Raw genomic sequence first — 15,128 nt, 5'->3', positions numbered from 1 at the left:
AAGCAAAAACATGATCGACATCCCGCTCGGCGAAATCGAATTCAGCGCCATGCGCGCCCAGGGCGCCGGCGGCCAGAACGTCAACAAGGTGTCGAGTGCCGTGCACCTGCGCTTCGACATTGCCGCCTCGTCGCTGCCCGACGCCGTCAAGGCCCGCCTGCTCGCCCTCGGCGACCAGCGCCTGACCAAGGACGGCGTGCTGGTCATCAAGGCGCAGGAATTCCGCACCCAGGAAAAGAACCGCGCTGCCGCCCTGGCCCGCCTGCAGGAACTGGTCGAAGCCGCCGCCACCGTGCAGCGCCCGCGCCGCGCCACCAAACCGACCTACGGCTCGCAGAAACGGCGTCTGGAAAGCAAGGTGAAGCGCGGCGCGATCAAGCAGGGGCGGGGCAAGATCGAGTTTTGATGCGCCGCCGGCATTCGCCGTTCAGGCGTTTGCCGCGTCGAGCAACCTGTCGGTGGCGCGCAGGCGTTCGGCCATGATGCGCATGACCCGGGTCGCGAAGAAGGGCGTCTGCTGGACGAGGAACTGGAAGCGCTTTTCATCGACGGCGACAAACTCGCAGTCGGTCTTGGCGATGACGCTGGCCGAATGCGGCCCCGGTGAAACCAGCCCGACCTCGCCGACGATGCTGCCATGCTCGAGTGTCTCGACCAGACGGCTCTTGATGAAGACCTCGGCGCTGCCCGTGTTCAATACGTACATCAGGCTGCCTTCATCGCCTTCGCGAAAAAGCGCTTCGCCGGCGGCGACATGGACGGTTTCGGATTTGTGCGAGAAAAGTTCGATCGGGATCATGGTTGTCTCTTTGTTATGGACAGCGGGTGGGGGAAAAGGCAATGCGCCATTTTCCTCCCGCGATCGCGCTGCTTCAATGCTTTCTGGCGCAAGTTCCTTCACAGCCGGGCGGTCAACGCCTCGATTTCGTCCTTTTTCGCCAATTCTTCGAGAAACCAGGCGAGCGCCTTGCCGCCCGCCGGCTGCTATAGTGCGTGCATTACCCCGCTTTCCGGAGTGTGCGCATGGCAATGACTACCTCGCTGGCTGACCTGTCCGTCCTGCTCGTCGAGCCTTCCCACATGCAGGCCAATCTGGTCACGCGCATGCTCGAACATCAGGGCGTCATCGAGATCAAGGTCGTCGACAGCGCTGCCGCGGCGCTCGCTGCACTGACCGAAAATGCTGCGGTCGGCCGGGTCGTGATCAGCAGCCTCTACCTGCCGGACATGGCGGGTACCGAACTGGTCTGCGCGATGCGCGGCGATCCCGATCTGGAAACCATCCCTTTCATCCTCGTCTCCAGCGAGACGCGGCCGCAGGTGCTTGAGCCGGTGCGCCAGTCGGGCGCCTGCAGCATCGTCGCCAAGCCCTTCAACGAGCAGCAGTTGTCGCGCGCCCTGTATGCCGCCGCCGACTACCTGAATCCGCCGGAAGACATGGATATCGCCGAAGTCGAGAGCCTGCGCGTGCTGCTTGTCGATGACAGCATGGCTTCGCGCCACCACCTGCGCCGGCTGCTTGAAGAACTGGGCATTCAGCGCATTACCGAGGCGGTCGACGGCAAGCAGGCGGTCGATTTGCTGCAGGAAACCATGGTCGATCTGGTGATCACCGACTACAACATGCCGGAGATGGACGGCCGCGAGCTGACCGAGTACATCCGCACGCAGAGTTGGCAGAACACCGTGCCCATCCTGATGGTGACCAGCGAGCAGAATATGGGTCGCCTGGCGGCGGTCGAGCGCGCCGGTGTTTCGGCGATCTGCGACAAGCCCTTCGAGGCGGGCAATATCCGCAAGCTGATCAGCGATTCGCTGACCCGCTAGCGCGCCAGCGGCGCACCACGACGGCCAGCGCGAGCAGGAGCAGCAAGGGGTCGAGCAGGGCGTCCCAGAGGTTGGCGAACAGGCCGCCGGCATAGCCGGCGAGGTCGACTGCGAGGATGAACAGCCAGAGGCTCTGGCGGCGCCAGAAGAGCAGGCCGCCCAGCGGCAGCAGTGCGGCGAGCAGGGCGAGCGGCTGGTAGCCGAGGGCGTAGGGGTCGAACGGCCCCCAGCCCAGCGCCAGCGGATAAAAACACAGGGCAAAAACCAGTAGACCGAGTGCCGCTCGATGCGAGAGCGGCGATGGTGTGCGCCCGGCAATCTGCAGGATGGCCAGTTGCAACAGGGTCAGCGAAGGCGGCCCGAAGACACCATGCAGGAAGGGCGCGATGCCGGCGAGCAGCGCCGTGATGCTGGCGGTCAGCACGGCGCGGGTGCGGAATTCGCCAAACGGGATGAGCGCGAACAGCGCGGCAAAAATGACGGCGTGGGCGAGTAGACCGTAAGCGGCCGGCAGATTCATGGCTTACCCCCGTTCAGCCAGGCTTCGCTGAAGACGGCATGGTGCAGGTGCTGCGCCGGCCCGCGATAAAGCAGATGAATCCGCGCATCGCGCGCCTGCAGCAGGGCCGGTTCGGCAAGATCGGCAGTAGCGTCGGTCGCCTGTTCCAGCGTGCGACTCACCCGCCAGGTCAGCCCGGTGTCGTCCGACAGCCAGAGCATCAGCGTGCCCGACGGCGTCTGGCCGGCGAGCAGCAGCTTGCCACTGTGCAGGCGGAGCAGCGCGAGCGGTGCGGCGGGGGCGAGCCCGGGCAGCGCGGCGACGTTCTGCCAGGTCTGGCCGCCATCCTGGCTGCCGGCCAGTTGGTCCTGCCCGGCGGCGCGCAGCACGGCGAGGGCCTGTTGCGCATCAAGGGCGATGCTGGCCGGTGCTGCCGCCGGCAGACGTTGTTTGCCGATCACCTCGCCGGTCGCCGCCAGACGCAGCCATTCGCCGCGGGCCGTCATGAATTCACGCGCCAGCGGCAGGAGCAGCCCGCCATCGGCGAGCAATAGCGGCGGTCCGCCCGGCTCGCCGCCGCTGCCGGCGAGCGGCGAGGTCGGCCGGCGGCTCGGCTTGTACCAGGTGGCGCCGCCATCGGTCGACTGGCTGTGATTGAGCAAAATGCCGCCGAGCGGGTTGTGGCTGGCGTACCAGAGATGCAGCCAGCTGCCCTCGGCGTGGAGCAGCGGCCGACCGACCTGGCTGCTCCAGGCAAAAGTGCCGCCCGCCGTGCTTTCGCGGCTGGCGATGCGGCGCGCGGCTCGCCAGCCGTCGCGGCCAAAGGTGCTGAACCAGATGCCGGTATTGTCGTCGTCGCCGGTCAGCCAGGCGGCGGCGAGGCGGCCGCCGGGGAGCTCGGTCAGGCTGGCGTGGCGCGGGGTCTCGGCGGTCGACGGCAGATTTTGTGCCAAAAACAGGGTGGGCAGTTGCTGCTGCCGGGCCTCGGGCGGCGGCGCAAAAGTCAGCGCCGCGGGCTGCGGCATGCGCCAGGCGGCAGCGCCCAGCGCGCCGAGAAAGAGGGCGCCAGCCAGCCAGCGGAGCATGGGTTGCGCAGGGCTCACGGGCTAGGCAGTACGAGGTGTTGGGGCTGCGTCATCGGAAAGAGGCCGAACAGGATTGCCCGATTCTAGCGGCTAGTGTGAATTACCGGTTATTGCCGGTGGAATTACGGGTTATTGCGAATTTGTGACGCTATCAATTCCGGGATAATCACGCTATCAACACAAGGCATGGATCATGCGGATCAAACATTTTCTGTTCGCGGCGTCGGCGGTTGTCGCCGCCTTGTTTTTCGGTGGCGCCTACTGGTCGCTGGAGCGGGTTTTCGACAGTCTGGTGCGGGCCAACGCGGCGCGTACCTCGGAGGCAACCAGCCGGATTGCCTTTGCCTCGATGTACCAGTTGATGAGCCAGGGCTGGCAGCGCAGCCAGGCGACGGCCTTCCTCTCGGCGATGGCCGAATCGGGCAAGGACAGCGGCCTGACCGTGCAGATCTATCGCGGCCCGGTGGTCGAGGCCCTTTACAAAGAGATCGAGCAGCCGCCGCTCGACGACGAATTGCGCAGCGTCTTCGCCAATGGTCAGCCCTTGCGGCGCGATACCCTCGATTATGCCCGCCACGTTTACCCGCTGGTCGCCGAAACGCGCTGCCTGGGGTGTCATACCAATGCCGAGGTCGGTTCGGTGCTCGGAGCCGTCGAAGTGCGCCAGGAATACGCCGGCCTGCTGGCCGATGCGCGGCACCAGTTGATGCTCGCTTTCGCGGTGCTGCTGCCCATCGTCGGTCTGCTTGCGCTGGCCGCCGTGTGGTGGGTCGGGCGTCGCATCGAAGGCTCGGTCGGGCGGCTGCTGGCCGGCTTCGAGCAGGTCAATGCGGTTGGCGACCTGCGCCATATCGCGCTCGACAAGACCGATCTCGGCTTCGTCGAACTCAATCGTGTCGTTGCCGCCCTCGGCCGCCTGCTCGAAAAGCTGCGCGCGATTGCCGTCGACAAGGACATCCTGACCTTCGAGATCGGCCTGCTCGAGAAATTCGTCATCACCTCCGAAGTGGTGCGCGACTGGCGCGATTACGTCGGCCGCCTGCTCACCGAGATCAATGGCGTGATTACGGCGCATACGCTGTTCTCGGTATTCAAGATCGACGACGAGCTGTTCGACCTGGAAATCTTCTGGCGCGGCCCGACCTCGCCGGAGACGCGGGCGATGATGGAGCGCCATATCCGCCGCGAGCTGAAGAACGTCCCGACTTTTGCCGATATCGGCGCCTGCAATATCCACCATCACGTCGCCGATCCGACGGCGCCGGTGGTCGAGTTGAGCGAGGCCGAGGTGGCCGTGCGCGTCAAATCCTTCTTTGTCGACCGGCCGAAGATCGGCGGCATCGTCGGTATCGGCGTGCATGCCGGCATGCTCGAGGACGAGACCCGCTACCTGGTCATGGAAAGCATCCTGTCCACGCTGCTCAACGTTGTCGGCTCGGTCAAGGCCATCTACAAATACACGCGCGATCTCGAGTATTACGCGACGCGCGATCCGCTGACCGATCTCTTCAACCAGCGCGTATTCTGGGAACTGAGTACCTACGAAATCGGCCGTGCCCAGCGCCACGGCTACAGCTTCGGCCTGCTTTTGATCGACCTCGACAACTTCAAGCTGGTCAATGACAACTACGGCCACGCGGTCGGCGATACCTATCTGCAGCACTTTGCCCGCCAGGTGCAGGCGGCGCTACGTGATGGCGACATCCTGGCGCGTTATGGCGGCGACGAATTCGTCGCCCTGCTGCCGGAAGCGGCGGCCGACTCCGTGGCGATGGTGGCCGAGCGCGTGCGCATGGCGATCGAGGCAATCGAGGTGATGACGCCGGATGGCATCCGCTTGCGCGGCACGGCCTCGATCGGCCTGGCCGTCTATCCGGATCATGCCGACAGCGCCAAGGACCTGCTGCTTTTTGCCGACAACATGATGTATCGCGCCAAGGCGGCGGGCAAGGATCAGGTCGCGATTCCGACCCAGGAAGACGTCGTCGATATCTTCCGCGACATTTCGTTGAAGAGCGTCATGGTGCTCGAAGCGATCGAGGCGCGCCGCGTCGTGCCCTTCTTCCAGCCGATTCTTGCGGTGGCGGAAAACCGCATCGTGGCCTACGAGGTGCTGTCGCGCATCGAGCTCAACGGTGATGTCATCCGGGCCGACGAATTCGTCGAGATTGCCGAGAAGATGGGGGTCATCCATCGCCTCGACATGCTGGTCATCGAACAGGCGCTGACCACGCTGGCCGCCCGCGGCCATGCCGGCGAAATCTTCATCAACCTGTCGCCGCGCGCGCTGGTGCTCAAGGAATTTGCCCGCGACCTGCGCCGCCTGATCGAGGCGAGCGGCATTGCGCCGCACAACATCGTTTTCGAGATTACCGAGCGCGATACCGTGAAGAGCCTGGCCGTGCTCGAACGCTTCCTGAACGACCTGAAGGCCGACGGCTTCAAGCTGGCGATCGACGATTTCGGTTCAGGCTTCTCGTCCTTCCACTACCTGCGCCGCTTCCCGATCGACTACCTGAAGATCGAGGGTGACTTCATCGCCAACATGCTGAACAGCGAGAAGGACCGTACCTTCGTCACCAGCATCCGCTCGCTGGCGCGCGAGATGGGCATCACGGTGGTGGCCGAGTACGTCGAGTCGGCCGAGGTCCTGGACGAACTGGTCAAGCTTGAAATCCAGTGCGCCCAGGGTTACTACATCGGCCGTCCGGCCCGCGACTTGCTGCCGGTGGACTGGCAGCGGCCGGCTTAAGCGCCGGTATAGACCGGCTGGCGTTTCTGCATGAACGCGTCGATGCCTTCACCGGCGTCGGCGCTCATCATGTTGCAGGCCATGACTTCGCCGGCATAGGCATAGGCTTCGTCCAGGCCCATTTCCAGTTGCTGGTAGAACATCCCCTTGCCCATGCGTACGGCGACGGCACTCTTGGCAATGATGCTGCCGGCCAGGCGCTCGATTTCCGTATCCAGCGCGTCGGCCGGGACGACGCGATTGACCAGGCCCTTGGCCCTGGCTTCCAGCGCGTCGATGAACTCACCGGTCAACAGCATTTCGAGGGCATTTTTGCGCCCGAGATTGCGCGCCAGGCCGACTGCCGGCGTCGAGCAGAACAGCCCGACATTGATGCCGGAGACGGCAAAGCGGGCGACATCGGCGGCGACCGCCAGGTCGCACATCGACACCAGCTGGCAGCCGGCGGCGGTGGCGATGCCGTGAATGCGCGCGATCACCGGTTGCGGCATGCGCGTGATGCTGAGCATCAGGTCGCCGCACTGCTTGAATAGCGCCTGCATGAATTCCTTGCTGTGATTGGCGCGCATTTCCTTGAGATCGTGGCCGGCACAAAAGGCCTTGCCGGCACCGGCGAGCACGACGACACGCACGGCGTCGTTGGCGGCAATGCTGTCGAGCTCGGCCTGCAGGGCGGTCAACATCTCTTTTGACAGCGAATTGAACTGGCCCGGACGGTTCAGGGTCAGCGTGGTCAGGCCGTCGGCGCGGTCGTGCCGGAGGACGAGGGGTTCTGCAGCGGTCATCTGGGTCTCCATGGTTTTTATTCGGGTTCGCTAATCTAGCCGATGCCCGGAGAAAATGTAATTGGCAGACCGGAGGAGGCTGCCCGGCGCGGTAAAATTGCGCCCATGAATTCGCCGCGCTACGTCCACCTCCGCCTCCATTCCGAATACTCCGTGACCGACGGCATCGTCCGCATCGGCGACGCCGTCAAGCGCGCCGCCGGCGATGGCATGCCGGCCATGGCGCTGACCGATCTCGCCAACCTGTTCGGTCTCGTCAAGTTCTACAGCGGCGCGCGCGGCAAGGGCGTCAAGCCGGTGGCCGGCGCCGATGTCTGGATCGCCAACCCGGAATCGCCCGAGGATGCCTATCGCTTGCTGCTGCTGGTGCGGACCCGTGCCGGTTACCAGCAACTGTGCGAACTGCTCAGCAAGGCCTACCTCGTCGAAGGCCGGCGCGACCGCGCCGAAATCCGCCGCGAGTGGTTTGCGGAAATCGGCTGCGATGGCCTGATCGCGCTGTCCGGTGCGCATCTCGGCGATGTTGGCGAAGCGCTGATCAACGGCAATTTCGATCTGGCCGGTGAGCGCGCCAAGGCCTGGGAAGCGATTTTCCCCGGCGCCTTCTATCTCGAAGTGCAGCGCTACGGTCAGCCGCAGCAGGAAGCCATCGTCCAGCAGACGGCCGATCTGGCCGGCGAGACCGGCATTCCGCTGGTCGCGACGCACCCCATCCAGTTCATGAACCGCGATGACTTCCGGGCGCATGAGGCACGCGTCTGCATCGCCGAAGGCTACGTGCTGGGCGATCACCGGCGGCCCAAGATTTACACGGAAGAACAGTATTTCAAGACCCAGGCCGAGATGGCCGAACTCTTCGCCGATCTGCCGGAAGCCCTGGAAAACACGCTGGAAATCGCCAAGCGCTGCAATATCGAGCTGACCCTGGGCAAGAACTTCCTGCCCAACTTCCCGATTCCGGAAGGCATGACCATCGACGAATTCCTCGTCGCAGAAGCCAAGAAGGGTTTGGAGTTCCGTCTCGAACAGCTTTATCCGGACCCGGAGGAGCGCCTGAAGCGCCGTCCGGAGTACGACGAGCGTCTGGTGTTCGAATGCAACACCATCCTGCAGATGGGCTTCCCCGGCTACTTCCTGATCGTGGCGGACTTCATCAAGTGGGCCAAGGAAAACGGCGTGCCGGTCGGGCCGGGCCGGGGTTCCGGTGCCGGTTCGCTGGTCGCCTACAGCCTGCTCATTACCGACCTTGATCCGCTCGCCTACGCACTGCTCTTCGAACGCTTCCTGAACCCGGAGCGGGTCTCGATGCCCGACTTCGACGTCGACTTCTGCCAGGACAACCGCTGGCGCGTCATCGAATACGTGCGTCAACACTACGGCGAGGATGCGGTCAGCCAGATCGCCACCTTCGGTACCATGTCCTCGAAGGCGGTGATCCGCGACGTCGGCCGGGTATTCGGCCTGCCGTACTCGATGTGCGACCGCATTTCCAAGCTCATCCCCATCGTCCAGAACAAGCCGGTATCGCTGGCCGAGGCGCTGGAGCAGGAGCCGCAGCTCAAGGAAATGATGGAAGGCGACGGCGACGGCGAAACCATCCGCGAGCTGTTCGACCTCGCCGGTCGACTCGAGGATTTGACGCGAAATGTCGGCATGCACGCCGGCGGCGTGCTGATCGCACCGGGCAAGATTACCGAGTTCTGCCCGATCTACCAGGCGACCGGCAGCGATGCGTCCACGGTGTCGCAGTTCGACAAGGACGATGTCGAGAAGGTCGGTCTGGTCAAGTTCGACTTTCTGGGTCTGCGAAATCTGACCATTATCGAGCTCGCCGTCGAGTACATCCGCCGCATGACCGGCGAGAAGCTCGACCTGATGAGCCTCGGCTTCACCGACCCGGCCGCTTACCAGATCCTGAAAGACGCCAATACGACGGCGATCTTCCAGGTCGAATCGGAGGGCATGAAGAAGCTGCTCAAGAAGCTGGCCCCCGACCGTTTCGAAGACATCATCGCTGTGCTCGCGCTTTATCGTCCCGGCCCGCTGGGTTCCGGGATGGTCGACGACTTCATTTTGCGGAAAAAGGGCCAGCAGAAGATTGATTATTTCCACCCCGACCTGACCGCCTGCCTGTCGCCGACCTACGGCGTCATCGTGTACCAGGAACAGGTGATGCAGATCTCGCAGATCATCGGCGGCTACACGCTGGGTGGTGCCGACATGCTGCGCCGGGCGATGGGCAAGAAGAAGCCCGAGGAAATGGCCAAGCACCGCGAGACGATCGCCGCCGGTGCCAAGGAAAAGGGCTACGACCCGGCGCTCGCCGAGCAGCTGTTCGACCTGATGACCAAGTTCGCGGAATACGGCTTCAACAAGTCGCACACCGCCGCCTACGCCGTTGTCACCTATCACACTGCCTGGCTAAAGGCGCACCACTGCGCCGCCTTCATGGCGGCAACCATGTCGTCCGACATGGACAACACCGACTCGGTGAAAATCTTCTACGAAGATGCCGTGGGGCCGGCCAACAAGCTCAAGATGCTCGGGCCGGACGTCAACGCCTCAAATTACCGTTTTGAGCCGGTCGACCGCCAGACCATCCGTTACGGTCTGGGCGCCGTCAAGGGTACCGGCGAGCAGGCGGTCAATGACATCCTGCGCGCCCGCGATGCCGGCGGGCCGTTCAAGGACCTGTTCGACTTCTGCAAGCGCTGCGACAAGCGCATGGTCAATCGGCGCACCACCGAGGCGCTGATCAAGGCCGGCGCTTTCGACTGCATCGATACGGATCGCCACAAGTTGCTGGCTTCGGTCGGCATTGCCATGGAGTTCGCCGAGCAGTCCGAGCGCAATGCGATGCAGACCAGCCTGTTCGACATCGGTTCGGTCGCCGAGGAACATGCGCCGCAGTACCTGACGGTCAAGCCGTGGGATGAAAAAGAACTGCTGATGCAGGAAAAGACGGCGCTTGGTTTCTTCTTCTCGGGCCACCCGTACAACACCTGCAAGAAGGAATTGTCGCGTTTCATCCGGCGACCGCTGAACCGCCTCGAGCCGTCCAAGGAAACGACGGCACTGGCCGGGGTTGTGGTGGGCGTGCGCACGCAGATGACGCGGCGCGGCAAGATGCTCTTCGTGCAGCTCGACGACGGCACCGGCATGATCGAGGTGACGGTCTTCAATGAATTGTTCGAGGCCGAACGCAGCAAGATCGTCACCGACGAAGTGCTGATCATCGAAGGCCGCGTCCGCTACGACGAGTTTTCCGGCGGCAACAGCGTGACTGCCGACAAGCTGATGACCATAGGCGAAGCGCGCGCCCGTTTTTCGAAGTATCTGCTGTTGCAGATGAAGGATACGGCCGATGCGCGCAAGCTGAAGTCGCTGCTGCAACCTTTTGCGCCGGGGCCGGCGCCGGTGCGCATCCACTACAACAACGGTCAGGCCGAGTGCGACATCATGCTCGGCGACAACTACCGCGTGCGCCTCGACGACATGCTGCTCGAAGCACTCAGGGGCTGGCTGCAGCCGGAAAACGTCGAGATCGTTTATTAGTTGCCTAGGATCGAGGATCGAGCTGTTAGCTCAAACCCCTCGATCCTGGGCAACTCGATCCTAAACTACCAGATCGGTCTTGAAGCCGATGCGCACGGCGCCCCAGTGGCGGCCGTTGATGATGATGGGCATCGACAGGTCGTTGAGGATTTCGCCGGTGTCGCGGACGTAGGTCTGGAACAGCGAAGACTTCTGGTTCTTGGCCAGTTTCAGGCCGACCGGATCGTTGAAGATGCGCTTGTGGCGGCACTTGGTCAGGTCGATTGCCGGGTCGCCGCTGGGCGGGTTCGAGAACACGCCGTTGTGGGCCGGCGCGTAGCCGTTGGTATCAACCGCCAGCGAATAGGTCAGGCCTTGCATGTCACGCAGCAGATCGTCGTACATCCGGGTCAGCTCGCTGTCACACTGGCCATCATAGGCGGTCGTGAAGCGTTTCGGGTTGGAGCCGGGAATGTCCTTGTAGGCCTGGTCGAAGACATTGACGCCACGGTCGCTCAGGCGCTGCAGGACTGCTGTCACCTGATCGCGGAAGCCGGTGCACTTGTCGTGCAGGGTGTCGAACATGCTGTTGCCGGTACGGAAGTCGGCCAGCGTGCATTGCAGGTCTTCGGTCGATTCGCGCAAGGTCTTGGCCGAACCCAGGCACTGTTTCATGCGGCCGGAAATGTCCAGTGAGTGGTTGCGGATTTCCTCGACTTCGCCGTGGATGCTCTGGTTGCTTTCGCGCAGGTTGTAGATGGCGCCGGCAATCGTCGTCAGCTGTTCGGTGGTGCGCTTGAAGTCACCGACCATGGTGGTCAGGTCGGCGGCCGAAGTTTCGATGTATTCGTTGGCGCGCGTGACCTCGCCGACTATGGTTTGCGTCTTGCTCGAGGTGTCGGCAACCAGGTTGATCATCGACTGGGTGTTCTGGCCGATCACCTGGGTGGCGGTCTTGACCTTCTCGGCCAGCTTGCGCACTTCGTCGGCAACCACCGCGAAGCCGCGCCCGGCTTCGCCGGCGCGTGCGGCTTCGATCGCCGCATTGAGCGCGAGCAGATTGGTCTGGTCGGAAATGTCGTTGATCAGCGAGACGATCTCGTTGATCTTCATCGAGCTGGTATGCAGTTCGCTGACCGTCGAGGAAAAGTGTTCGATGTGTTCGTTGGTCGAGCGCATCGTGCTTGCCACGGTTTCCATCTGTTCGAGGGAACGTTGCGCGAGATCGAGATTGTTCTGGGTCGAGGCCTGGATGGCGTCGGCGTTGGTCGCTACCTCGCTGACCGCCTGGTTGACCCGGTTGCTCGACTCGAAAACAGCGCCGGCCAGGGATTCCTGGCGGCGCACGGCATCGTCGGTCTGTTGCACGAGGTGATTCATGCGGGCAGCGTCGGCGGCAATGCTGACGCTGCGGACTCGCGCATGGGAAATCAGATCGCGGACGCGGCTGAAAAAGCGGTTGATGTTGCCGGAGATGCGCCCGGTGGCATCGTTGCCGGAGTTGCCGACCGCCAGCGAGAGATCGGCGCTGCCATCGGCAATTGCCGAAATATCGCGGTCGATCTTGTCGAGCGCGCCATTGTTGCCAAAAAATCCCATTTTCGTCTCCTGCTTATTATGTGTTGCTGCGACCGGGATAGGGCGGCAGCGTTGCGCCCGATAATACGCCGCCGTTTGGCGGTCTGTCACTGTGCTGCGGGATCAGCGCACGGGGCGCTGGCGCGAGGCCAGGCGACCGAGCATGAAGCCCTTGATTTCGTGGAAGGGAATCGGCTTGGCAAATACCGTGACGTCTTCCGGCAGACCCTGCTGGGCGATCTCGGCGCTGTCGATGGCACTGATCACGACGATGTCCATGGCGGCGAGATCCGGGTTGGCGCGAAGGCGACGAATCATCTCGAAACCGTCCATGCCGGGCATCATCAGGTCGGCGATCAGGACATCGGGCATGCGCTGGCCGACCTGGACCAGACCTTCAAAACCGTTGTCGACGATGCGCAGCTGGAGCGGCAGGTTCCAGCGCTCGAAGGTTGCCTGGTAAAGCTTTTGCAGGATGGGGTCGTCTTCGGCAATCAGGATGTCGAGGCTGGCGACTGTTTCCGGTGAGGCGCTCTGACTCTTGCGCCTGGCCAGCATGGCCTCGACCGAGGTGGCGGGAATGCGGCGATGCCCGCCGGCCGTCTTCCAGGCGTCAAGGGCGCCGCTTTCCACCATGTTCTGTACGGTGCCGAGGGATACGCCAAGGCGTAGCGCTGCTTGGCGGGTGCTGAGAAATTCCGTGTCTGCCATGATTGCTTTTGATCCAGAACTTGCAAAAGTGTCAAATTTTAGTCCCTTCCGGGATTTTTTGTCAGGATAAAAAAAGCCCCGCCTGCCATTGGTGCGGCATTCGGGGCTTTTTGTTCCGTCCCGTCAGGGGGACAGCGGCGAATTACAGCTTCTTGGCGTTCTTCGCGAGGTAGGCGGCAACGCCTTCAGTCGAGGCGGTCATGCCCGGTTTGCCCTTGTTCCAGCCGGCCGGGCAGACTTCGCCGTGTTCTTCGAAGAACTGCAGGGCATCGACCATGCGCAGCATTTCGTCGATGTTGCGGCCGAGCGGCAGCATGTTGACGACCTGGTGCATGACGACACCGGTCTTGTCGATCAGGAAGGAACCGCGCAGGGCGACGCCGTCGCTTTCGAGTTCGACGTCGTAGGCGCGGCAGATGTCATGCTTGACGTCGGCAACCAGCGGGTAGCCGACCTGGCCGATGCCGCCGTCCTTGATTGCGGTGTTTTTCCAGGCCAGGTGGGTGAACTGGGAGTCGATCGAGACGCCGATCACTTCAACGCCACGCTGCTTGAACTCTTCCAGGCGGTGATCGAAGGCGATCAGCTCGGACGGGCAGACGAAGGTAAAGTCGAGCGGGTAGAAGAACAGGACAACCGGCTTGCCCTTGAAATCGGAGAGTTTCAGGTCCTTGATTTCATTGTTGCCAAAGACGGCGGTGGCGGTGAAATCCGGGGCTTGCTTGCCGACGAGAACGGCCATGGTGATCTCCTTATTAAGATGTGATCTGGGGGTTGGGGGAAACAACCAATTTAGCGAAGCGGGCAGGGGCTGTCAAACCACTTTCTGTTTGCCTTTTGCCGTGGGGGCGCTGGCATAATTATGGAATGCAAAAAATGACGGTTACACAAACCGCCGGGGGAATCTGGGAGTGTTGAAGGTGCTGGTTTTCATGCCAGTGCTCGGGGCGGCAGCCGTTGCCTTGCTGCCGGCCCGGCGCGCCCTGCCGCTTTGGCAGACGGCCATGCTCTTCGCGCTGGCCGCGCTGGCCTATTCGGGTTGGTTGGCCGCGCAATTCGAGCCGGCCGGTGCCGCCATCCAGATGTTCGAAAGCCAGGCCTGGAACAAGCGTCTGGGCTCTTATTTTGCGCTCGGCGTCGATGGCATTTCGCTCGCCATGGTGCTGTTGACCGCCCTGCTGACCCTGATCGCGGTGCTTGTCTCGCGCCGTATGGAAGAGGGCGCCCGCCTCTATTTCATGCTCGTCCTGCTCCTCGAATCGGCGATGTTCGGCGTATTCACCGCGCGTGACTGGTCGCTGTTCTACGTGTTCTGGGAAGCGACGCTGCTGCCGCTGTTCTTCCTGATCGACCGCCTGGGCGGGCCGAACCGGCAAAAGGCGGCGCTCAATTTCTTCCTGTACACCTTGGGCGGCTCGGTATTCATGCTGGTCGCGCTGCTCTTTTTGTACGACGCGGCACCCGGCCACAGTTTCGCGATGGCCGACATGGCGGCCGGCGGGCGCGGCTTGCCGCTCAACATGCAATTGCTGATCTTCGCCGGCCTGTTCATCGGTTTCGGCGTCAAGATGCCGGTCTTTCCGCTGCACGGCTGGCTGCCGCTGGCCCACGTCGAGGCGCCGAGTCCGGTGTCCATCCTGCTCTCCGGCGTGCTGCTCAAGATGGGCGCCTACGGCCTGATCCGCGCTGCCGAAACGCTGCCTGCCGCCTTGCTCGCGACGCAGGACTGGCTGGCCCTGCTCGCCTGCGTCAGCCTGCTCTACGGCGGCATTCTTGCCTGGCGGCAGCAGGATCTCAAGGCGATGGTCGCCTATTCGTCGATCTCGCACATGGGGATCGTGCTGCTCGGCATCGCAACGCTCAACGTCACCGGCCTGACCGGCGCGGTGATGCAGATGGTGGCGCACGGCCTGACCGCCGGCCTGCTCTTCCTGCTTGTCGGCCTGCTGTACCAGCGCACGCACAGTCGCGATCTGGCCGATTACGGCGCGTTGACCGGGCAGGCGCCGCGCTTCGCCTTCTTCATCGCCTTCGCGCTGCTTGCCGCGCTGGGCTTGCCGGGCAGCGCCGGCTTCATCGCCGAACTGCATGCGCTGATCGGCGGTTTCGCACGCTGGCAGGGCTGGGTGCTGCTGCTTGGCATCGCCATGCTGATCGGCGCCGCCTACAGCCTGCGCGTGATCGGCCGCCTCTGCCTCAAGGGCGAACCGATGCAACTGGCCGACATGACGCGCACCGAGATGAGCGCGGCCGGCATCCTGGCTTTTGCCATCGTCGGGCTTGGCCTGTGGCCGGCCCCGCTGCTCGAACTGGTCGCCGGCAGCGTCGGCCAGCTTGCCCGCCTGTTCGGAGCCTGA

Annotated in this window: 12 protein-coding genes; 5 read left to right on the top strand and 7 right to left on the bottom strand. The window is 63.3% G+C overall.

Features of this window, described 5'->3' with window-relative positions; all coding sequences use genetic code 11:
• The first annotated feature begins 10 nt into the window (after positions 1-10).
• Positions 11-406 (top strand): alternative ribosome rescue aminoacyl-tRNA hydrolase ArfB, encoded by a 396-nt coding sequence (arfB, locus tag KI612_RS17310; protein WP_226441307.1) that lies wholly within the window; start codon positions 11-13, stop codon positions 404-406.
• A gap of 21 nt (positions 407-427) precedes the next feature.
• Here the strand turns inward: arfB and KI612_RS17305 are convergent, their stop codons facing one another.
• Entirely contained in the window at positions 428-799 is a 372-nt protein-coding gene (locus tag KI612_RS17305) for a cyclic nucleotide-binding domain-containing protein (protein ID WP_226441306.1), read from the bottom strand.
• Positions 800-1,023: 224 nt separating this feature from the next.
• Here KI612_RS17305 and KI612_RS17300 point away from each other — a divergent pair, with 224 nt between their 5' ends.
• A complete protein-coding gene (locus KI612_RS17300; protein WP_226441305.1) occupies positions 1,024-1,827 on the top strand; it encodes a response regulator in 804 nt (267 codons plus the stop codon).
• Here the strand turns inward: KI612_RS17300 and KI612_RS17295 are convergent.
• Both KI612_RS17295 and KI612_RS17290 read right to left on the bottom strand, forming a co-directional pair.
• Entirely contained in the window at positions 1,805-2,347 is a 543-nt protein-coding gene (locus tag KI612_RS17295) for a hypothetical protein (protein ID WP_226441304.1), read from the bottom strand. The genes KI612_RS17300 and KI612_RS17295 overlap by 23 nt on opposite strands.
• A complete protein-coding gene (locus tag KI612_RS17290) occupies positions 2,344-3,411 on the bottom strand; it encodes an exo-alpha-sialidase (protein WP_226441303.1) in 1,068 nt (355 codons plus the stop codon). The genes KI612_RS17295 and KI612_RS17290 overlap by 4 nt, the downstream gene beginning before the upstream one ends.
• Positions 3,412-3,604: 193 nt before the next feature.
• Between KI612_RS17290 and KI612_RS17285 the strand changes: the two genes are divergently transcribed.
• Positions 3,605-6,163 (top strand): bifunctional diguanylate cyclase/phosphodiesterase, encoded by a 2,559-nt coding sequence (locus tag KI612_RS17285; RefSeq protein WP_226441302.1) that lies wholly within the window; start codon positions 3,605-3,607, stop codon positions 6,161-6,163.
• Here KI612_RS17285 and KI612_RS17280 read toward each other — a convergent pair.
• Positions 6,160-6,948, bottom strand: coding sequence for an enoyl-CoA hydratase (locus KI612_RS17280; RefSeq protein WP_226441301.1), 789 nt, complete (start codon positions 6,946-6,948; stop codon positions 6,160-6,162). The genes KI612_RS17285 and KI612_RS17280 overlap by 4 nt on opposite strands.
• Before the next feature lie 105 nt (positions 6,949-7,053).
• Between KI612_RS17280 and dnaE the strand changes: the two genes are divergently transcribed.
• Positions 7,054-10,503: a DNA polymerase III subunit alpha gene (dnaE, locus tag KI612_RS17275; protein WP_226441300.1), complete on the top strand. Its 3,450-nt coding sequence runs from the start codon at positions 7,054-7,056 to the stop codon at positions 10,501-10,503.
• A 60-nt stretch (positions 10,504-10,563) separates the two neighbouring features.
• Here the strand turns inward: dnaE and KI612_RS17270 are convergent, their stop codons facing one another.
• The 3 genes from KI612_RS17270 to KI612_RS17260 form a co-directional block, all read right to left on the bottom strand.
• A complete protein-coding gene (locus tag KI612_RS17270) occupies positions 10,564-12,081 on the bottom strand; it encodes a methyl-accepting chemotaxis protein (protein ID WP_226441299.1) in 1,518 nt (505 codons plus the stop codon).
• A gap of 102 nt (positions 12,082-12,183) precedes the next feature.
• Positions 12,184-12,771 (bottom strand): response regulator, encoded by a 588-nt coding sequence (locus KI612_RS17265; protein ID WP_226441298.1) that lies wholly within the window; start codon positions 12,769-12,771, stop codon positions 12,184-12,186.
• Between the two features lie 142 nt (positions 12,772-12,913).
• On the bottom strand, positions 12,914-13,513 hold the full coding sequence (locus KI612_RS17260) for a peroxiredoxin (RefSeq protein WP_226441297.1): 600 nt from the start codon (positions 13,511-13,513) through the stop codon (positions 12,914-12,916).
• Between the two features lie 169 nt (positions 13,514-13,682).
• On the opposite strand from KI612_RS17260, the gene KI612_RS17255 reads away from it, so the two are divergent.
• Positions 13,683-15,128, top strand: coding sequence for a complex I subunit 4 family protein (locus tag KI612_RS17255; RefSeq protein WP_226441296.1), 1,446 nt, complete (start codon positions 13,683-13,685; stop codon positions 15,126-15,128).

Origin of the sequence: Quatrionicoccus australiensis (assembly GCF_020510525.1) — a bacterium.
GTDB classification, from domain to species: Bacteria; Pseudomonadota; Gammaproteobacteria; order Burkholderiales; family Rhodocyclaceae; genus Azonexus; species Azonexus australiensis_B.
The sequence above is the reverse complement of the archived record's forward strand: the minus strand, read 5'-3'. Positions and strand labels throughout refer to the sequence as shown.

What these genes read in the sequence shown, in the direction of transcription:
- KI612_RS17265 (WP_226441298.1), bottom strand. Translation starts at nt 12,771, where the DNA reads ATGGCAGACACGGAATTTCTCAGCACCCGCCAAGCAGCGCTACGCCTT.
- dnaE (WP_226441300.1), top strand. Translation starts at nt 7,054, where the DNA reads ATGAATTCGCCGCGCTACGTCCACCTCCGCCTCCATTCCGAATACTCC.
- KI612_RS17290 (WP_226441303.1), bottom strand. Translation starts at nt 3,411, where the DNA reads ATGCTCCGCTGGCTGGCTGGCGCCCTCTTTCTCGGCGCGCTGGGCGCT.
- KI612_RS17285 (WP_226441302.1), top strand. Translation starts at nt 3,605, where the DNA reads ATGCGGATCAAACATTTTCTGTTCGCGGCGTCGGCGGTTGTCGCCGCC.
- KI612_RS17305 (WP_226441306.1), bottom strand. Translation starts at nt 799, where the DNA reads ATGATCCCGATCGAACTTTTCTCGCACAAATCCGAAACCGTCCATGTC.
- KI612_RS17270 (WP_226441299.1), bottom strand. Translation starts at nt 12,081, where the DNA reads ATGGGATTTTTTGGCAACAATGGCGCGCTCGACAAGATCGACCGCGAT.
- KI612_RS17260 (WP_226441297.1), bottom strand. Translation starts at nt 13,513, where the DNA reads ATGGCCGTTCTCGTCGGCAAGCAAGCCCCGGATTTCACCGCCACCGCC.
- KI612_RS17295 (WP_226441304.1), bottom strand. Translation starts at nt 2,347, where the DNA reads ATGAATCTGCCGGCCGCTTACGGTCTACTCGCCCACGCCGTCATTTTT.
- arfB (WP_226441307.1), top strand. Translation starts at nt 11, where the DNA reads ATGATCGACATCCCGCTCGGCGAAATCGAATTCAGCGCCATGCGCGCC.
- KI612_RS17280 (WP_226441301.1), bottom strand. Translation starts at nt 6,948, where the DNA reads ATGACCGCTGCAGAACCCCTCGTCCTCCGGCACGACCGCGCCGACGGC.
- KI612_RS17300 (WP_226441305.1), top strand. Translation starts at nt 1,024, where the DNA reads ATGGCAATGACTACCTCGCTGGCTGACCTGTCCGTCCTGCTCGTCGAG.